20 protein-coding genes and 3 tRNA genes are annotated in these 16,715 nt (G+C 55.0%); 12 read left to right on the forward strand and 11 right to left on the reverse strand.

The annotated features are described in order from the left end of the window. Nucleotides 1-873: an oxygenase MpaB family protein gene (locus tag H7R76_RS10250; RefSeq protein ID WP_106926736.1), complete on the forward strand. Its 873-nt coding sequence runs from the start codon at nucleotides 1-3 to the stop codon at nucleotides 871-873. 31 nt (nucleotides 874-904) lie between these two features. Here H7R76_RS10250 and H7R76_RS10255 read toward each other — a convergent pair whose 3' ends face one another. Then, on the reverse strand, nucleotides 905-1,045 hold the full coding sequence (locus H7R76_RS10255) for a hypothetical protein (protein ID WP_106926738.1): 141 nt from the start codon (nucleotides 1,043-1,045) through the stop codon (nucleotides 905-907). Nucleotides 1,046-1,295: 250 nt separating this feature from the next. On the opposite strand from H7R76_RS10255, the gene H7R76_RS10260 reads away from it, so the two are divergent. The 5 genes from H7R76_RS10260 (at nucleotide 1,296) to H7R76_RS10280 (ending at nucleotide 3,678) form a co-directional block, all read left to right on the forward strand. Further along, nucleotides 1,296-1,502 (forward strand): glycogen synthesis protein GlgS, encoded by a 207-nt coding sequence (locus H7R76_RS10260; RefSeq protein ID WP_106926740.1) that lies wholly within the window; start codon nucleotides 1,296-1,298, stop codon nucleotides 1,500-1,502. A gap of 221 nt (nucleotides 1,503-1,723) precedes the next feature. Continuing rightward, on the forward strand, nucleotides 1,724-2,365 hold the full coding sequence (locus H7R76_RS10265; RefSeq protein ID WP_182967689.1) for a carboxymuconolactone decarboxylase family protein: 642 nt from the start codon (nucleotides 1,724-1,726) through the stop codon (nucleotides 2,363-2,365). Then, the gene (locus tag H7R76_RS10270; RefSeq protein WP_182930484.1) at nucleotides 2,365-2,772 is read left to right on the forward strand and encodes a cupin domain-containing protein; all 408 of its coding nucleotides are present in this window, start codon (nucleotides 2,365-2,367) and stop codon (nucleotides 2,770-2,772) included. The genes H7R76_RS10265 and H7R76_RS10270 overlap by 1 nt, the downstream gene beginning before the upstream one ends. A gap of 140 nt (nucleotides 2,773-2,912) precedes the next feature. Continuing rightward, on the forward strand, nucleotides 2,913-3,233 hold the full coding sequence (gene pspE / locus H7R76_RS10275) for a thiosulfate sulfurtransferase PspE (RefSeq protein ID WP_374956743.1): 321 nt from the start codon (nucleotides 2,913-2,915) through the stop codon (nucleotides 3,231-3,233). Nucleotides 3,234-3,357: 124 nt separating this feature from the next. Further along, nucleotides 3,358-3,678, forward strand: coding sequence for a putative quinol monooxygenase (locus H7R76_RS10280; RefSeq protein ID WP_106926748.1), 321 nt, complete (start codon nucleotides 3,358-3,360; stop codon nucleotides 3,676-3,678). 46 nt (nucleotides 3,679-3,724) lie between these two features. Here H7R76_RS10280 and H7R76_RS10285 read toward each other — a convergent pair. The 3 genes from H7R76_RS10285 to H7R76_RS10295 all read right to left on the reverse strand — a co-directional run bounded on the left by H7R76_RS10285 (nucleotide 3,725) and on the right by H7R76_RS10295 (nucleotide 3,963). Then, a tRNA-Val gene (locus tag H7R76_RS10285) sits at nucleotides 3,725-3,801 on the reverse strand. A 4-nt stretch (nucleotides 3,802-3,805) separates the two neighbouring features. Then, a tRNA-Val gene (locus H7R76_RS10290) sits at nucleotides 3,806-3,882 on the reverse strand. Between the two features lie 4 nt (nucleotides 3,883-3,886). Continuing rightward, nucleotides 3,887-3,963: transfer RNA gene (locus tag H7R76_RS10295), tRNA-Val, on the reverse strand. Nucleotides 3,964-4,261: 298 nt separating this feature from the next. On the opposite strand from H7R76_RS10295, the gene zinT reads away from it, so the two are divergent. Beyond that, nucleotides 4,262-4,891, forward strand: a complete 630-nt coding sequence (gene zinT, locus H7R76_RS10300; protein WP_106927047.1) for a metal-binding protein ZinT — start codon at nucleotides 4,262-4,264, stop codon at nucleotides 4,889-4,891. 46 nt (nucleotides 4,892-4,937) lie between these two features. Here the strand turns inward: zinT and mdtK are convergent, their stop codons facing one another. Then, the gene (mdtK, locus tag H7R76_RS10305) at nucleotides 4,938-6,311 is read right to left on the reverse strand and encodes an MdtK family multidrug efflux MATE transporter (RefSeq protein WP_106926750.1); all 1,374 of its coding nucleotides are present in this window, start codon (nucleotides 6,309-6,311) and stop codon (nucleotides 4,938-4,940) included. 251 nt (nucleotides 6,312-6,562) lie between these two features. On the opposite strand from mdtK, the gene H7R76_RS10310 reads away from it, so the two are divergent. Next, nucleotides 6,563-7,198, forward strand: a complete 636-nt coding sequence (locus tag H7R76_RS10310; RefSeq protein ID WP_106926752.1) for a riboflavin synthase subunit alpha — start codon at nucleotides 6,563-6,565, stop codon at nucleotides 7,196-7,198. Nucleotides 7,199-7,240: 42 nt separating this feature from the next. Here H7R76_RS10310 and cfa read toward each other — a convergent pair whose 3' ends face one another. Together cfa and punC are read right to left on the reverse strand one after the other, a co-directional pair. Continuing rightward, the gene (gene cfa, locus H7R76_RS10315; protein WP_106926754.1) at nucleotides 7,241-8,389 is read right to left on the reverse strand and encodes a cyclopropane fatty acyl phospholipid synthase; all 1,149 of its coding nucleotides are present in this window, start codon (nucleotides 8,387-8,389) and stop codon (nucleotides 7,241-7,243) included. Nucleotides 8,390-8,688: 299 nt separating this feature from the next. Next, complete coding sequence (punC, locus tag H7R76_RS10320; protein ID WP_182967691.1) at nucleotides 8,689-9,882, reverse strand: purine nucleoside transporter PunC; 1,194 nt, start codon at nucleotides 9,880-9,882, stop codon at nucleotides 8,689-8,691. A 112-nt stretch (nucleotides 9,883-9,994) separates the two neighbouring features. On the opposite strand from punC, the gene punR reads away from it, so the two are divergent. Further along, complete coding sequence (punR, locus tag H7R76_RS10325; RefSeq protein WP_106926758.1) at nucleotides 9,995-10,906, forward strand: DNA-binding transcriptional activator PunR; 912 nt, start codon at nucleotides 9,995-9,997, stop codon at nucleotides 10,904-10,906. A gap of 18 nt (nucleotides 10,907-10,924) precedes the next feature. On the opposite strand, the gene purR is transcribed toward punR, so the two are convergent. Then, nucleotides 10,925-11,950 carry an HTH-type transcriptional repressor PurR gene (gene purR / locus H7R76_RS10330; RefSeq protein ID WP_064545731.1) on the reverse strand — a complete coding sequence of 342 codons (1,026 nt, stop codon included), beginning with the start codon at nucleotides 11,948-11,950 and terminating at the stop codon, nucleotides 10,925-10,927. A 294-nt stretch (nucleotides 11,951-12,244) separates the two neighbouring features. On the opposite strand from purR, the gene cydH reads away from it, so the two are divergent. Together cydH and H7R76_RS10340 are read left to right on the forward strand one after the other, a co-directional pair. Continuing rightward, nucleotides 12,245-12,334, forward strand: a complete 90-nt coding sequence (cydH, locus tag H7R76_RS10335; protein ID WP_106926760.1) for a cytochrome bd-I oxidase subunit CydH — start codon at nucleotides 12,245-12,247, stop codon at nucleotides 12,332-12,334. 158 nt (nucleotides 12,335-12,492) lie between these two features. After that, nucleotides 12,493-13,659, forward strand: a complete 1,167-nt coding sequence (locus H7R76_RS10340; protein ID WP_182967693.1) for an MFS transporter — start codon at nucleotides 12,493-12,495, stop codon at nucleotides 13,657-13,659. A 77-nt stretch (nucleotides 13,660-13,736) separates the two neighbouring features. Here the strand turns inward: H7R76_RS10340 and sodB are convergent, their stop codons facing one another. Both sodB and H7R76_RS10350 read right to left on the reverse strand, forming a co-directional pair. Next, a complete protein-coding gene (gene sodB, locus H7R76_RS10345; protein WP_106926764.1) occupies nucleotides 13,737-14,318 on the reverse strand; it encodes a superoxide dismutase [Fe] in 582 nt (193 codons plus the stop codon). 122 nt (nucleotides 14,319-14,440) lie between these two features. Beyond that, on the reverse strand, nucleotides 14,441-15,259 hold the full coding sequence (locus H7R76_RS10350) for a C40 family peptidase (RefSeq protein ID WP_182930488.1): 819 nt from the start codon (nucleotides 15,257-15,259) through the stop codon (nucleotides 14,441-14,443). A 340-nt stretch (nucleotides 15,260-15,599) separates the two neighbouring features. Between H7R76_RS10350 and grxD the strand changes: the two genes are divergently transcribed. Beyond that, nucleotides 15,600-15,947 carry a monothiol glutaredoxin 4 gene (grxD, locus tag H7R76_RS10355; RefSeq protein ID WP_106926768.1) on the forward strand — a complete coding sequence of 116 codons (348 nt, stop codon included), beginning with the start codon at nucleotides 15,600-15,602 and terminating at the stop codon, nucleotides 15,945-15,947. A gap of 86 nt (nucleotides 15,948-16,033) precedes the next feature. Here the strand turns inward: grxD and rnt are convergent, their stop codons facing one another. Further along, entirely contained in the window at nucleotides 16,034-16,678 is a 645-nt protein-coding gene (gene rnt / locus H7R76_RS10360) for a ribonuclease T (protein ID WP_106926770.1), read from the reverse strand. Nucleotides 16,679-16,715 lie beyond the last annotated feature (37 nt).

Raw genomic sequence — 16,715 nt, forward strand, 5'->3', positions numbered from 1 at the left:
ATGGAGTGGCTACGTCAGCGTATTGAGCAGCAGGTACTGGGCCTGACGGGGATGGCGTTGAAAGAAATAGACTTCGAGCATCCTATCGGCGATCCGGGACTGTTTGGCCCGCAGTCGGCCATCTGGCCGGTGCACGGCGATTTTACCTCCATGCTGTGCGGTGGCATCAGCGCGTTGCTGCTGCAAATGCTGCACCCCTTGGCGCTGGCAGGCGTTTGGGATCATTCGTCATTTCGTGACGATATTTTCGGTCGCCTGCGGCGTACCAGCCAGTTCATTTCCGCAACAACGTTTGCGACCGAGCCAGACGCCGAGCGATTGATTGCCAAAGTCAACGCGATTCACGCGCGAATTAACGGCGTAGATAACGACGGTACGCCGTATGCGGCTAACGACCCGGACTTACTGACCTGGGTGCACGTTGCGGAATGCCGATCGTTTATGGCCTCACACCTGCGCTATCGGCGTACGGTGGTGAGTCCTGCGCGACAGGCCCAGTATTTTATCGAATCGGCCAGCATCGCCGAGCGGCTGGGCGCGCGAAACGTGCCGAAGACGCCGGACGCGGTGGCGGACTATCTGGCGCGAATGCGCCCACAGCTGCGCTGCGACGAACGGACGCGTGAGGTGGCGAGGGTGCTCATGACGACGCGACTGCCCGGCCGGTTGGCGCAGCCCGCCGGGGTGATTTTCATCAAGGCGGGAATCGATCTGCTGCCCGGCTGGGCGCAAGACATGCTGGATTTACGGCTGAGCCCGATCGAACGGCGTGCGGTACGCGGCGGTGTGCGTTTGATTGCCGCCATCCTGCGGCGTTCGGTTCGCAATGGTGCCTACCACTGCGCGATGCGACGAATGCAGCGAGAGGGATAATAAAAAACCGGCACGGGGTGCCGGTTTTTTATCAGATTTTGCAGGCGTCGCCGCAGTCGTCATCGGCGATAATCGCCTGCGCTTTCTTATCCGCATCGTCCAGACGCTCCGCATTACGTTCCTGCGCTTCGTCTAATCCATCAAAAACCAGATTGTCGAGATCAATTTCCATTCGTCATGTACTCACTCTGTTCTACACTTGTCACAGTATATTGCAAAAATGTTGATTAATGTACCCACTCAGACAGCCGCCGACCGTCTATTCAGCACGAACCGTCTCTTTTGCCGAACTCTTGGTCAAAATGTGACGTAGCGCGACTGGAATGCGCACGCATTGTTCAAAGTGATATCGATAACAGGCGAATACTGGAAACAGGAAAGCATATAACCTTAAAAAATGAACCAGTTCGGAGGGATATGCAATGCAGAAACAGGACCCACAGGCATTAACCAATTTTGATTTTTTGGCCCGCAGCTTTGCTCATATGCACGCGTTGGGCCATCCCATCGACATCAGCGCCGTAACGGGCAACATGAACGCGCAGCAGAAAGCCTGGTTTTGTGCAAGGTATGAACATTACCGAAAGCAGGCTGAGAGGGCCCGTACGCGGGCGCTGGAAGTGTGTTAATCATTAGCGGGCCGAATGGCCCGTTTTTATTGGTATCTGAGGGCCTGGGCTTGACGTTATGCGCTGTTCGTTTTTTACCCTCCTGCCGACCCGCATGATTGATGAAATTTATTCATAGGCCAGTTCTGATTTACCCCGCTAATCGCCATCGTCGTCGCTCGCTATAATTCTCGCATCCACACATTCAGACGGGGCGACGGCTCCGTTTCGGAGACCATAACATGCACACCTTACTGAACGCTCGCCAGCAGGCGCTAATCCCGATTGCAGCATTTACCGCCTGCGGCGCGATGGACAAACTCGATCAGGCGCTAAATGCAGGGCTTGATGCAGGCTTAACGATTAATGAAATTAAAGACGTGCTGGTTCAGCTCTACGCCTATTGCGGTTTTCCACGCAGCCTGAATGCATTGGGCTGTTTTATGTCGGTTGTGGACGCGCGCAAACGGCAGGGGAAGGTGGACGACGAGGGCAAAAGCGCCACGCTGCCGCCGGAGGGCTGGAACAGCCTTGTTGCGGGAACGGATAATCAGACCCGGCTGGTCGGGCAGCCGGTTAGCGGGCCGCTGTTCGACTTTGCACCCGCAATAGACGTTTATCTGAAGGCGCATCTGTTTGGCGATATCTTCCAGCGCGATGTGCTGGACTGGCCTACTCGCGAACTGGCGACTATCGCGGCGCTGGCGGCCATTCAAGGGGCGGAAAGTCAGCTGAAAAGTCACTACACCATCAGCCGTCATAATGGCATTACGGTGGAGCAACTGCGGACGTTTATCGCGGTACTGGCGGAAAAATGTTTGCCCGCCATGGCTGAAAACGCGCGTGCGGTGCTTGAACAATTTCTTAATCAACAGGAGCAGTGATGAACACACCGTTTGATGGTAATAGCGCCTTCCCGCGCGGTGAAAAAAATGAAGCCTACGCGCAATATTTTACCGGAACCAGCTACCTGACCATGCTGTCCCGTGAGGGAGTGACGATTGGCAACGTAGCGTTTGAACCCGGCTGTCGTAACTTCTGGCACATTCATCATCAGGGTGGGCAGATTTTGCTGGTGACCGGTGGGCGGGGCTGGTATCAGGCGTGGGGTGAAGCGGCACGTGAGCTGAAGGCGGGCGATGTGGTGAATATTCCTGCCGGTACCAAACACTGGCACGGCGCGGCGCACGATAGTTGGTTTGCCCACATCGCGGTTGAAGTCCCGGCGCCGGGAGCCTCAAATGAGTGGCTTGAAGCGGTGAGTGACGACGAATACGCAAAGCTGCCCTAGGCTTGCATGGAGCTGAATGGTCATGATACATGACTCAGGTCACCTTTTTACCGCGAATGATGGCTATCCCCTATAAATCAGAGGGCTATAATCTGACGTGACGTTTAATTTGAGGAAATATCATGTCTAAACAGCTTCGACTGCTTAAAAATATCCTGCTTGCCGGTACCGTTATGCTGGCCTCTACCGCGACCTGGGCCGCTGAGCATTGGATTGATGTACGCACGCCAGAACAGTATCAGGAAACGCATGTTCAGGGCGCGGTGAATATTCCGCTTAAGCAGCTGGCGGCGCGAATTGGCGAAGTGACGCAGGACAAAAACGATACGCTGTACCTGTACTGCAATACCGGCAACCAGTCGGGTAAAGCAGAAACGCTGCTGCAAAAAATGGGCTACAAGAACGCCATCAATGAGGGTGGCCTGAAAGACGTTGAGAAAAAACAAACGCTGGTGAAGTAATCGCCGTTCGCTGGCCGAGGGTTGGCGAAAATGAGACTCCGTTGCTAGCCTGAATAATTCAGGTCCCCGGGTGGTTTCCGCGTGAAGCCGCTCGGGGTAGTCATTAATGCACGAAGGATCTCACATGAGCGAAGTCAAGATTGTTGCCACTCTCACCCCCCGTCCGGAATATATCGACACCATCAGACAAGCCGCGCAGGCCATGGTACCGCTGACGCACCAGGAGGCGGGGTGCCTGCAGTACGATCTTCATGAAAGTAAGGCCATTCCCGACGTGCGTGAGCTGGCGAACGAGGGCAGGGTATCGTTCGTGTTTATCGAGCGCTGGAAATCAGAGGATGATCTGAAAAAGCACGTCGCAATGCCGTACCATGATGATTTTCTGGCAACGCTGGATGGAAAGCTGGACGGCATCAGCGTACAGCGCTTAACCAAGCTGCCGTGATGATGTGATACATAAGAGAAGAGAGAGGCGCCATATCGAGAGGATATGGTGCGTTCGATTGGACTCGAACCAACGACCCCCACCATGTCAAGGTGGTGCTCTAACCAACTGAGCTACGAACGCGTTATGGTGCGTTTAATTGGACTCGAACCAACGACCCCCACCATGTCAAGGTGGTGCTCTAACCAACTGAGCTATAAACGCATAATGGTGCGTTCGATTGGACTCGAACCAACGACCCCCACCATGTCAAGGTGGTGCTCTAACCAACTGAGCTACGAACGCATTGTTGCTTGCGGCAACGGGGACGAATATTAGCGGCAGCGGCGGGCTGTGGCAAGTGGAAAATGTGTGATTTCACGCGACTGGAGAACTTTTGCCCATCTCTGACGCATTTTTCTTCGCTTTACAAAATACGTTGATCTCGCTGGCTTTTATTCCCCCCACTTTTGACGCTTTTTACCACTCCTGCCGCTGCCGGCCATTTTTGTCATCGATGGTTGAAAATGGAAATGTAATGTTATAACGTTTTGCATCCTGTCAATATCACAGAAGGAAGAGGCGAGTGAAGCATCTGGGAAAAATGGCGCTAGCGATGGGCGCGCTGCTGATGAGCGGGCAAACATGGGCCCATGGACATCACGATCACGGCAAGCCGTTGTCGGAAAAAGAGCAGAAGGCAGCAGAAGGCATTTTTGACGTCAGCGACGTGAAGGATCGCCCGCTTGAGGACTGGGACGGCGTGTGGGAGTCGGTGAATGCGCTGCTGCTGTCCGGCGAGCTCGATCCGGTTTTCCGCCAGAAAGCGCAAAAAGACCATAGCAAAACGTTCGCGCAGATTAAAGAGTATTACCGTAAAGGTTACGCGACGGACGTGAACATGATTGGCATTGAAAACGGCGTCATGGAGTTTCACGTAGGTGACAAGGTCAGCGCCTGCCAGTACCGCTATGCCGGGCACAAGGTGTTAACCTACGCGTCAGGCAAAAAAGGGGTGCGCTATTTGTTTGAGTGTCAGGATGCCAAAAGCGCTGCGCCGAAATACGTGCAGTTCAGCGATCACACGATCGCGCCGCGTAAATCCGCACATTTCCATATCTTTATGGGCAACCAGTCGCAGGAAGCGCTGCTGGCTGAGATGGATAACTGGCCGACGTACTATCCGTACCAGCTCACCAGCAAGCAGGTTGTAGAAGAGATGCTGCACCACTAAGGTACGGCCCGCGCCGCGTGGGTTCACGGCGGCGCGGGCGGGGCAATTAGCGTGCCGCGCGTTGTAAAATAACCGCCGCAGGCTGACGCTGAAGGAAACGCATTCTGAGCATCATCATGATTGCGGCCGAGGTCAGACCAATAATGAAGCCCCACCAGAAACCCGCCGGACCCATGCGCTCAACCACCAGATCGGTCAGCGCGAGCACATAGCCGCACGGCAGGCCCAGCACCCAGTAGGCAATAAAGGTGATAAAGAAGATGGAGCGAGTATCTTTATAACCGCGCAAAATTCCGCTGCCAATCACCTGAATGGAGTCGGAGATTTGATACAGCGCTGCCAGCAGCATCAGCTGTGCCGCCAGCGTCACCACTTCCGGGTTATCGTTATAGAGCAGGGCGATATGGGTCCGCATCAGCGTCGTGAATACTGCCGTACAGACGGCCATGCATACGCCGACGCCCAGGCCGGTGCGGGCAGAAACCTGTGCGTCGGGCGTTGAACCCTGGCCCAGACGGAAGCCTACGCGAATCGTCACCGCTGCCGCCAGCGACATCGGCAGAACGAACATCAGCGAGCTGAAGTTGAGCGCAATCTGATGGCCAGCGACATCCACGATCCCCAGCGGAGAGACCAGCAGTGCGACAACCGCGAACAGCGTCACTTCGAAGAATAGCGCCAGCGCAATCGGCAGCCCCAGCGTGGTCAGCCGCTTCAGAATGGTGAGGTCCGGGCCGCTAAAACGCGCGTGGTGACGAATATCTCGCATCGAGCCTGCGTGGCGGACGTAGTACAGCATGCTGAAGAACATCACCCAATAAACCGAGGCGGTTGCCACACCGCAGCCAACGCCGCCGAGTTCCGGCATCCCAAAATGCCCGTAAATAAAGATATAGTTCACCGGAATGTTCACCAGCAGGCCGATAAAGCCCATGACCATGCCGGGCTTGGTTTTCGCCAGCCCTTCACACTGGTTACGTGCTACCTGGAAGCAGAGATAGCCCGGCGCGCCCCACAGCAGCGCACGCAGATAACCAACGGCTTTGTCGGCCAGCGCCGGGTCAATGTTATGCATGGCGCGGATAATATGGCCCGCATTCCACAGGACAACCATGATCAGCAGCGAGACAAAACCGGCCAGCCAGAACCCCTGGCGAACCTGAAGCGCGACGCGGTCGCGTCGGCCGGAGCCGTTAAGCTGGGCGATAACCGGCGTCAGCGCCAGCAGGAGGCCGTGGCCGAAAAGAATGGCGGGTAGCCAGATAGACGTGCCGATCGCCACGGCGGCCATATCGGTGGCGCTGTAACCGCCGGCCATCACCGTATCAACGAACCCCATGGCCGTTTGTGCTACCTGCGCAAGGATAACCGGGATAGCCAGAGCTAATAACTGACGCGCTTCGCTAAAGTACTTCTGCACGTGAACACCTGTATTGTTGTTATTTATTCTCGCCGTACGCCGTGTACGGGAGACAGATAAGCCGCCTTAACCGGCAGCAAGAAGAATAAATAGAGGAATTGCTCCGATATTGTAGCGGGGATTTGCTATTAATCTAGTCAAAAAAAGGGGGGAGCGGCGCGGAAGGTGGCAACCTGTTTTATCAACTGCTATTGTGCGTAGCAGATGAACCGGTAGCGATGCCGGCACGATGATTAATAGGAGTTGACGATATGTTCACGGGTATTGTGCAGGGCACGGCAAAAATCGTGTCTATTGATGAGAAACCGAACTTCCGCACCCACGTAGTAGCGCTGCCAGAATCTATGCTGGCCGGGTTGGAAACCGGGGCTTCGGTTGCACACAACGGCTGTTGCTTAACGGTCACGGAAATCAACGGCGACCAGATTAGCTTCGATCTGATGAAAGAGACGCTGCGTATTACCAACCTTGGCGATGTGAAGGTTGGTGACGTCGTTAACGTTGAGCGCGCGGCGAAGTTCAGCGACGAAATTGGCGGCCATTTGATGTCGGGTCATATTATGACCACTGCGGAAGTGGCTAAAATTCTGACGTCTGAAAACAACAAACAGATTTGGTTTAAAATCCAGGACCCGTCGCTGATGAAATATATCCTCTACAAAGGATTTATCGGCATCGACGGTATTAGCCTGACGGTAGGTGAAGTCACGGCGACGCGTTTTTGCGTGCACCTGATTCCAGAGACGCTGGAGCGCACGACGCTGGGAAAAAAACGTCTGGGTGACCGCGTGAATATCGAGATCGATCCGCAAACGCAGGCGGTAGTGGATACCGTTGAACGCGTGATGGCCGCGAAAGAGGCTGCCGCGCAGGCGGTAGCAGAATAACGGAAAACGCCTGCGCCGGGTGGCGCAGGCGTCAATGCCGGATTACCGCGCGACGCGCAGACCTTGTTCAACCCCACGGGAGAACATAACCTGCCACAGCTGAATATCACGCGCACGGAAGGCTCCCGCACAGGCGTTAAGATAGTAGCTGAACATGCGTTTGAATCGTTCAGAATAGTTGTCGGCGATTTCCGGCCAGCTGGCGAGGAAACGGCTATGCCAGGCCATGAGCGTGGTATCGTAGTCGGCACCAAAGTTGTGCCAGTCTTCCATCACGAAGTGTGGTTCGCTGGCGACGGCAATCTGGCGCACGGACGGTAAACAGCCATTCGGAAAGATGTATTTGTTGATCCACGGATCGACATTGTTGTCGGTTCTTTTCGAACCAATGGTGTGCAGTAAAAACAACCCATCGGGCTTGAGATTGCGGTCAACGACGGAGAAATAGGTGTCGTAGTTTTTTGGCCCAACGTGCTCAAACATGCCGACGGACACGATGCGGTCGAACTGATCGTTTAAGTCGCGGTAGTCCTGGAGCAAAATCTCAACGTCCAGCCCTTCACAACGCGCCTGCGCCATCTTCTGCTGTTCAGCGGAAATGGTGACGCCCTTGACGGTCACGCCGTAGTTTTTCGCCATATAGGCTGCCAGGCCACCCCATCCGCAGCCGATATCCAGCACGCGCATTCCCGGCGCCAGCTGCAGCTTCTGGCAGATAAGCTCAAGCTTGGCCTGCTGGGCTTGCTCGAGGTTTTCAGCCTCTTTCCAGTAGCCGCAGGAGTATTGCATGAAAGGGTCGAGCATGCGGCTAAAGAGATCGTTGCCGAGGTCGTAGTGCTCTTTGCCCACCTGCCAGGCGCGTCTGCGGCTCTGGAGGTTAAACAAACGCGCACCGGCCACGCGCAGCGTATCTTTGAAATGATGGGGGAGTTGGTTTTCAAGTCCGGCGCGCAGTACCTTGTCGAAGAAGATATCCAGACGATCGCATTCCCACCAACCGTCCATATAGCTTTCGCCAAGACCCAGCGAACCTTCCTGTAAAACTCGTTTAAAAAGACGCGGATTTTTAACCTGAATATCGCAGGAGGCATTGCCGTTAATTTCAATGCCTGCTCGGTTTAGCAGCTCGCTAACGATACGATACCAGTCGTCATCCGGTACGCTTACTTCTTCTATACACGATGAGCTCATAGCTTCTCCATCCCGACCTGATGATCAGAACCTTAAAACAGCGTAGACGCTTTTTTCTGGTTTGTGAGAAATGTCACGAAAAATTCGTGAGCCTGCTATCCGACGTAGCACAGAGGAAGGGAAGAACCCCTTGCCGAAAGCCAATCCGTGGTTTAAGGGGAAGCCGTCCTGCTTCCGCATAATAAGTTCAATGTATACTAATTATGTGATGCCGATCCAGTATAGGACGCTAAGTGCCTTGATTCAACAAAAAAACTTAGCGCCCTAATCATTTATGGAGGTATTGATGCGAGGAATATTCAGACGTGGGACGCAGCGGCGTCAGCCTGGCGTTCGGCGCGACGGGCGGCGCGCTGCATGCCGTAACCGATACCGGCCAGCACTACGGTTACCAGCATCACGCTGGTAGTGGTAAGCAGCGGAGTCGCAATCAGTGTCGATACCGCCAGGCTGGCCAGGAAGCACAGACCGAGCTGAAGCGTATTTTGCAACGCCGCCGCGCGACCGGTGGCCTGTGGGAACGGCTTCAGCGCCTGTGCCACGACGATCGGATAGATAGCGCCGTTAGCGGTGGCCATCACGCAGAACGGAATCAGCAGTGCGCTCAGCGACACATCCTGGGCCAGGCCGACGGCCCAGGTTCCCACGACGCTCAGTGCGAACCCGACCAGCAGCCATGGCAGCAGCTGTGAACCCTGCCATTTTTGCAGTGCGGCGCGACAACCGTAGCCACCAATCAGGAACGCGATTGTCTGCGGCACATAGCTCAGGCCAATGACGGTCGGGCTATAGCCCATTTCGTGCAGGATAAACGGCGAGCCGGTCAACCAGGCAAAGAAGCTGGCGGAGCAGGCGGCGTAGATAAGTACGTTACCGCGATAGTCTTTACTGCGCAGCAGGCGCATAAACGTCAGCTTTTCTCCGTTGACGGCGTGCTTTTTGTGCGCGGGCTTGAGACGAAAAGCCGGCAGCATCAGCACCAGCGTGATAATAAACAGCGTCGCAAAGATGGCCTGCCAGTCAAAGTGGACCAGGAGCCAGCTGCCAAGCAGCGGTGCCAGCGCGGGTGACAGCCCGACGAGCGGCATGATGGTTGCGAAAATGCGGTTAGTACGCTGGGCCGGATAGTAGTCGGTGACCATTGCCTGCCAGGTAACGGCTGCGGCGCATACACCGACCGCCTGCACAAAGCGCAGCACCAGCAGGGTAGTGCCGTCACGGACCCACAGCATCCCCAGACAGCCCACGGCGAAAATGGTTAAGCCCGCCAGCAGAATGGGTTTGCGGCCATAGCGGTCAGACAGCGGCCCCCACAGCAGCTGCGCGACGGCGAAGCCGGCCAGGAACAAACTCAGGCTGGCGCTGACCGCCGAGGCCGGCGTTTGCAGGTCTTGCTGAATGGCAGCAAAAGCAGGCAGGTACATGTCGGTGGCCAGAAAACCCAGCACGCTCAGCCCCGCGAGCCAGACTAAAAATCCTTTCCCAGGTTGCATAAATTGCCCTTTATTATCTGATATTAACCTTGCCGCCGAGTGTAGAGAGTGCATTCAGGGTTGTGAAACGCTAATATTTGAGCCATGGATTCAAATTTTTTGCAGGCAGAAAATGTGGTCTGAATATTCTCTTGAAGTCGTTGATGCGGTAGCGCGTAACGGTAGCTTTAGCGCCGCCGCGCAGGAACTGCATCGTGTGCCTTCTGCGGTAAGCTATACGGTACGACAGCTGGAAGAGTGGCTGGCTGTACCGCTGTTTGAACGCCGTCATCGCGACGTGGAATTAACGCCTGCCGGGGCATGGTTCCTGAAAGAAGGGCGGTCTGTTATCAAAAAAATGCAGATCACCCGCCAGCAGTGCCAGCAGATTGCCAACGGCTGGCGTGGCCAGTTGGCGATTGCCGTTGATAATATTGTTAAGCCACAGCGTACGCGCCAGCTGATCGTCGATTTTTACCGTCACTTTAGCGACGTTGAGCTGATTGTTTACCAGGAAGTCTTTAACGGCGTATGGGATGCGCTGGCGGACGGCCGCGTCGAGCTGGCGATTGGCGCCACGCAGGCGATTCCGGTCGGGGGGCGCTTTGCTTTTCGGGATATGGGAATGCTCAACTGGCACTGCGTGGTGTCCAGCGCACATCCGCTGGCGCGTCTGGATGGGCCGCTCAGCGATGATGTGCTGCGCAACTGGCCGTCACTGGTGCGCGAGGATACTTCGCGTTCGCTGCCTAAGCGTACGACCTGGCTGCTGGATAACCAAAAACGCGTGGTGGTGCCGGATTGGGCGTCGTCAGAAACCTGTATTTCCGCCGGCTTATGTGCGGCGATGGTGCCGGGGCATCTGGCTCAGCCATGGCTGGAGAGCGGAGAGTGGGTCGCACTGACGCTGGAGAACCCGTTCCCGGATGCCGCCTGTTGCCTCACGTGGCAGCAAAGTGAAGCGTCACCGGCATTAAGCTGGCTGCTGGAGTACCTGGGGGATAGTGAGACGCTGAACGAGGAGTGGCTGCGAACGCCCGTATAGGGCGCTCGCAGAACGCGATTAACGGCGGTAGTCGCGATACGGACCGTCGGCCACAGAACGACGCTCAATCAGGCGCGGGTGCACCTCAATTGACTGTGACTCTTCGCGCTTGCTGACAATGCGATCCATCAGCATGTTAAAGGCCGTTTCGCCAAGCGAGTCCTTCGGCTGATGGATAGTGGTCAGCGCGGGGGTGAAGAAACGTGAGTTACGCACGTTATCATACCCGATCAGCGAAATATCCTGCGGCACGCGCAGCCCCATTTCATCGGCGGCACACAGTGCGCCCATGGCCATAATATCGCCGCCGCAGAAGATGGCGGTTGGGCGCGGGTGCTGGGACAGAATCTGCTGCATCGCCCGGTAGCCGGATTCTGGTTCAAAGTCGCCCTGAACAATCCAGTTTGCCGGTACGTTAATCTGCGCTTCTTCCATCGCTTTCATAAAGCCTGCCAGACGGCCTGCGCCGGTATTGCGCTCCAGCGGGCCCGGGATCACGCCGATATCGCGATGGCCGCGTTCGATCAGATAGCGGCCCGCCATATAACCGCCTTCGAAGGCGTTATCGATAACCGAGTCGGTAAAATCGGCTTTGGCTTCGCCCCAGTCCATCACCACCATTGGAATGTGACGATACTCTTCCAGCATGGAGAGCAGTGACTCCGGGTATTCTGAGCACATGACCAGCAGACCGTCGACGCGCTTTTGCGCCATCATTGACAGGTACGCGCGCTGCTTCTCAAGATTGTTCCACGCGTTGCCGAGGATCAGGGTATACCCTTTCTGGAAGCAGTTTTTCTCTACGGCCTCAATAATTTCGGCAAAATAGGCTGCTTCACTGCTGGTGGCCAGCAAACCAATGGATTTGGTGTGGTTGACCTTCAGGCTGCGGGCAACGGCGCTCGGCGAGTAGTGCAGTTCTTTAATCGCCGCCCAGACCGCTTCACGCGTCTCTTCGGCGACAAAACGCGTTTTGTTAATTACATGTGATACGGTTGTAGTGGAAACGTTTGCGCGCTTCGCTACATCTTTAATTGTTGCCATTCCATCTCACTCCAGACCCTGGCCTGCCCCTGAAAAAATCGAAAGGAAAACGTTTGCCTTCACACACCCTGACGCAATTTTGTGAATTGCGATTCGCCGGGAAAACGATACAGGACGACAGGAGGGGGTCAATGGCCGGTACGCTTATAAATAAGCGTCGAATTTTGACGTATCCCGACGCAAAGTGGAAGAGCAAAAAACAACATCCTGCTAAATCTGTGAAGATTTTTACGATTATCTGTGCAAAAATGAGTAAGCTCAGTTTCACTGTGGCAATAAAAAGGAGAAAAATTGATGAGTACCGAACTTAAGCTGTCGCTCACCACTACCATTATTACGCTTGCGCTCATTGTTGCCGCTGCACTGACCGCCGTATTGCATTAATTCCTCCGGTGAGGGAGTTCGCTCCCTCCCGTCAATTGTTATCAAATTAGCAATAATCTTTTGCTGTTTTGTACACTTCTGATTTTCTGTGATTGATGTCATGCTTTTGCCCTATGTTGTCATGCCGCCAGCTGTGCGCGGCCAACCGGAGTTTTTGCATGAAAGTCAATTATCCCCTGCTTGCCCTGGCGATTGGCGCCTTTGGCATAGGGACCACCGAATTCTCGCCCATGGGGCTGCTGCCGGTCATTGCGAAGGGCGTTGACGTCTCTATTCCCGCCGCGGGAATGTTGATCAGCGCCTACGCCGTGGGCGTGATGGTCGGGGCCCCGCTGATGACGCTGCTGTTGTCTCATCGCGCGCGGCGCAATGCGCTGATTTTCCTGATGGCGATTTTTACCCTTGGTAACGTGCTGTCGGCTATCTCGCCTGACTACACCACGCTGATGCTGTCGCGCATTATTACCAGCCTCAACCACGGCGCGTTCTTTGGTCTGGGGTCGGTGGTTGCCGCGAGCGTTGTGCCGAAGCATAAGCAGGCGAGCGCGGTAGCGACCATGTTTATGGGCCTGACAATTGCCAATATCGGCGGCGTTCCGGCGGCGACCTGGCTGGGTGAAACCATTGGCTGGCGCATGTCGTTCCTGGCGACCGCTGGCCTTGGGATTGTCGCCATGGCGGGGCTGTGGCTGTCGCTGCCGAAGGGTGGGGCAGGGGAAAAACCGGACGTTAAGCGTGAGCTGGCGGTACTGGTGCGCCCACAGGTACTTTCTGCCTTACTGACCACCGTGCTCGGCGCTGGTGCGATGTTTACGCTTTATACCTACATTTCGCCGGTATTGCGGACCCTGACGCACGCCACGCCGGGATTTATTACGTTGATGCTGGTATTGATTGGCGTTGGCTTCTCTATTGGCAACTTCCTTGGCGGCAAATTTGCTGACCGCTCGGTTAGCGGTACGCTCAAAGGTTTCTTGCTGCTGCTGATGGCCATTATGCTGGCCATTCCCTGGCTGGCGCAGAGCCAGGTGGGGGCGGCGTTTAGCATGGTGGTGTGGGGCGCGGCAACGTTTGCCGTGGTGCCGCCGCTACAGATGCGCGTGATGCGGGTAGCACACGAAGCGCCGGGGCTTTCGTCGTCGGTGAATATTGGCGCGTTTAACCTCGGTAATGCGCTGGGGGCCGTGGTCGGCGGTGCGGTTATATCGGGCGGGCTGGGCTACAGCTTTGTACCGGTGATGGGGGCGATCGTTGCTGCGCTGGCGCTGGCGGTCGTGTTCTTCAGCGGCCGTCGCCGTGGTGCGCAGGCGCTGGTCAGCGAGTAAAAAAAAACGCAGAAGGCAAGCCTTCTGCGCGATGGCATATCACCCGGCGAAGCATGACAACGCCGGGTTTTTTGTGCTTACGCAGCCAGATTTTCAGCCACGAACGCCCAGTTCACCAGAGCCCAGAAGTGCTCCAGGTAGTTAGGGCGGGCGTTGCGGTAGTCAATATAGTAAGCATGTTCCCACACGTCGACGGTCAACAGCGGCTTCGCGTCGGTGGTCAGCGGGGTGCCGGCGTTAGACGTGGATACGATGGCCAGAGAACCGTCAGCTTTCTTCACAAGCCAGGTCCAGCCTGCGCCGAAGTTTTTCACTGCGGCATCGGTAAACTGGGCTTTGAAGTCGGCGAAGCTGCCGAAGGATTTGTTAATCGCTTCTGCAACGGCACCGGTCGGTTCGCCGCCGGCGTTCGGCGCCAGGCAGTTCCAGTAGAAGGTGTGGTTCCAGACCTGAGCCGCGTTATTGAACACGCCGCCTTCAGAGGTGCGTACGATCTCTTCGAGCGTTTTACCCTCAAAGGCGGTGCCTTTGATCAGGTTGTTCAGGTTGGTGACGTAAGTCTGGTGGTGTTTACCATAATGATACTCAAGCGTTTCCACAGAAATATGCGGAACCAGGGCGTCTTTGGCATACGGTAATGCAGGTAATTCGAACGACATTGCTACTCTCCTTTTATTATTTTTACTCTCAATAACCTTGTATTGAGTGGGGATAGAGTAGCAAATTAAAAGGTGAGATAAAAGATAAGCTTACCCCGTTTATTAACAAACGGGGTAAGTAATTAACGAATCGTCTTCGGGGTTACCACGCGACGGGCGCCGACATAGTGGCGTACCCAGTAGTCTTCGCTCAGCGAGGTAATGCGGATGTCCTGACCGGTGCGAGGCGACTGGATAAATTTACCGTTACCAACATACACGCCGACGTGATCGGCAGTGCCGCGACCCTGGGTCCGGAAGAAGACTAAATCACCGCTTTCCAGCTCGCTGCGGTCAACCGGGCGGGCATCGCGCAGGTGGTACATTTCGTTAGCGGTACGTGGAATACGGATATTCACCAGATCTTTATAAGCATAGTAAACCAGACCGCTGCAATCGAAACCGGTACGCGGCGAGTTGCCGCCCCAGCGGTAGGGTTTACCCAACTGGCCCATCAGTTTGTTCATGGCGGTTTTTTGCGCTTTCTGCACGCGAACTTTATGCGCCTGGGCGATGGTGGTGGGCTGACTTTCTACTTTGCTGGTGGTACAGGTTTTTTTATGCCCTTTGCGGGTCGTCTTGCAGGTTGTCACGACGCTGGCGGTTTTTACCGCGCTGGCTTTGCGGGTTTTGCTGGCGACCGTTTTACGTGAAGGGGTAGCGGCCTTTTTCGCTTTGCTGACCGCGGGTGCGGTTTTGTTCTTCGCGACGGTGCTGGTTTTTTTCTTGCTGGTTGATTTGCTGACCGTATTCTTTTTCTTGCGTTCACTGCCCTTAACGGGAAGTGATTTTTGCGCCGTCGGTGTTTTGGCATGCCCTGTTGCATGCGCCAACGGCGTGAACGATAACGATGTAAACAACAATGCACAGAGCGTGATCGACCATTTTTTTATCTGCGCCACTGAACAACCCTCTGAGTATGCAGGCTAAATATCCTTGCCTGGGTATGGTTTACAAAACCCAACGATTCTAATCCATAAAAACACGAAATGTTAATAGTGTTTTTCATCCCAAAACGCTGTTTCGTTAGCAAGTGCAAAAAAAAACATCATTTGATACAGCTTGAGCTAAAAAATGAGCAGGTTTTTCATCCAGCTGCCGATAAACACATATTTATAAGGCAACTTCAATGCGCAGAGGATAAAATAATAAGGCGTGAATAAAATGTTATTTTCTGTTCAGGCCGCAAAACGTTACAATGGTGGACTACTGCCGTAAAAAGAAGTTTGAGGAAGCAAGACAATGAGCGAAACAATTGAAAAAATTCAGCGCCAGATCGCTGAGAACCCGATCCTGCTGTACATGAAAGGCTCCCCGAAGCTGCCAAGCTGCGGTTTCTCTGCGCAGGCCGTTCAGGCGCTGTCTGCCTGCGGCGAACGCTTTGCTTATGTTGATATCCTGCAGAATCCGGACATCCGTGCCGAACTGCCAAAATATGCAAACTGGCCGACCTTCCCGCAGCTGTGGGTTGACGGCGAGCTGGTTGGCGGCTGCGATATCATCATTGAAATGTATCAGCGTGGCGAACTGCAGCCGCTGATCAAAGAAACCGCGGCGAAGTATAAAGCGGAAGAGCCAAAAGCGGAATAAATCTTCAATCCCGATGGCGCGTTGCGCGGCATCGGGGAGTGCTATGCAGAAATAAAAAAGCGACCGTCAGGTCGCTTTTTTTTGCGTTATTCCGCAACGACGGGCAGCGGCCAGCCGCCCAGACGTTTCCAGCGGTTGACGATCTCGCAGAACAGAATGGCGGTCTGCTCGGTATCGTACAGGGCAGAGTGGGCCTGGCTGCTGTCGAAATTCATACCTGCCGCAGCGCAGGCTTTCGATAAAACCGTCTGTCCCAACGCCAGCCCGCTCAGCGCGGCGGTGTCGAAGGTCACGAATGGATGGAAAGGGTTGCGTTTCAGCGATGCACGCTCGGCGGCAGCCATCATAAAGCTATGATCGAACGTCGCGTTGTGGGCCACCATAATCGCGCGGTTACAGTCGCTATCTTTAATACCCTTGCGTACCATTTTGAAGATGGCGTGCAACGCATCGTATTCGCTGACCGCGCCACGCAGCGGGTTATTCGGATCGATCCCGTTAAACGCCAGCGCCTCCGGCTCGAGGTTCGCTCCCTCAAACGGTTCAACGTGGAAATGTAACGTGTTGTCCGGCATCAGCCAGCCTTGCTCATCCATTTTCAACGTAATTGCCGCTATTTCGAGCAGGGCATCCGTTTTGGCATTGAATCCGGCGGTTTCAACATCAATCACCACTGGATAAAACCCACGAAAACGGTCGCATAGACCATTAAGTTGCGCATTGTCGGACATCAGAATCTCTTAACTCAGAAAAAGTAGCGCGCATTAT

Source organism: Klebsiella sp. WP8-S18-ESBL-06 (assembly GCF_014169755.1).
GTDB classification, from domain to species: Bacteria; Pseudomonadota; Gammaproteobacteria; order Enterobacterales; family Enterobacteriaceae; genus Kluyvera; species Kluyvera ascorbata_B.

Coding starts and splice junctions, on each gene's coding strand:
- H7R76_RS10265 (WP_182967689.1), top strand. CDS start 1,724: ATGCACACCTTACTGAACGCTCGCCAGCAGGCGCTAATCCCGATTGCA.
- punC (WP_182967691.1), bottom strand. CDS start 9,882: ATGCAACCTGGGAAAGGATTTTTAGTCTGGCTCGCGGGGCTGAGCGTG.
- H7R76_RS10340 (WP_182967693.1), top strand. CDS start 12,493: ATGAAAGTCAATTATCCCCTGCTTGCCCTGGCGATTGGCGCCTTTGGC.
- purR (WP_064545731.1), bottom strand. CDS start 11,950: ATGGCAACAATTAAAGATGTAGCGAAGCGCGCAAACGTTTCCACTACA.
- H7R76_RS10250 (WP_106926736.1), top strand. CDS start 1: ATGGAGTGGCTACGTCAGCGTATTGAGCAGCAGGTACTGGGCCTGACG.
- grxD (WP_106926768.1), top strand. CDS start 15,600: ATGAGCGAAACAATTGAAAAAATTCAGCGCCAGATCGCTGAGAACCCG.
- H7R76_RS10310 (WP_106926752.1), top strand. CDS start 6,563: ATGTTCACGGGTATTGTGCAGGGCACGGCAAAAATCGTGTCTATTGAT.
- H7R76_RS10270 (WP_182930484.1), top strand. CDS start 2,365: ATGAACACACCGTTTGATGGTAATAGCGCCTTCCCGCGCGGTGAAAAA.
- H7R76_RS10260 (WP_106926740.1), top strand. CDS start 1,296: ATGCAGAAACAGGACCCACAGGCATTAACCAATTTTGATTTTTTGGCC.
- cydH (WP_106926760.1), top strand. CDS start 12,245: ATGAGTACCGAACTTAAGCTGTCGCTCACCACTACCATTATTACGCTT.
- H7R76_RS10255 (WP_106926738.1), bottom strand. CDS start 1,045: ATGGAAATTGATCTCGACAATCTGGTTTTTGATGGATTAGACGAAGCG.
- H7R76_RS10280 (WP_106926748.1), top strand. CDS start 3,358: ATGAGCGAAGTCAAGATTGTTGCCACTCTCACCCCCCGTCCGGAATAT.
- sodB (WP_106926764.1), bottom strand. CDS start 14,318: ATGTCGTTCGAATTACCTGCATTACCGTATGCCAAAGACGCCCTGGTT.
- zinT (WP_106927047.1), top strand. CDS start 4,262: ATGGCGCTAGCGATGGGCGCGCTGCTGATGAGCGGGCAAACATGGGCC.
- cfa (WP_106926754.1), bottom strand. CDS start 8,389: ATGAGCTCATCGTGTATAGAAGAAGTAAGCGTACCGGATGACGACTGG.
- rnt (WP_106926770.1), bottom strand. CDS start 16,678: ATGTCCGACAATGCGCAACTTAATGGTCTATGCGACCGTTTTCGTGGG.
- punR (WP_106926758.1), top strand. CDS start 9,995: ATGTGGTCTGAATATTCTCTTGAAGTCGTTGATGCGGTAGCGCGTAAC.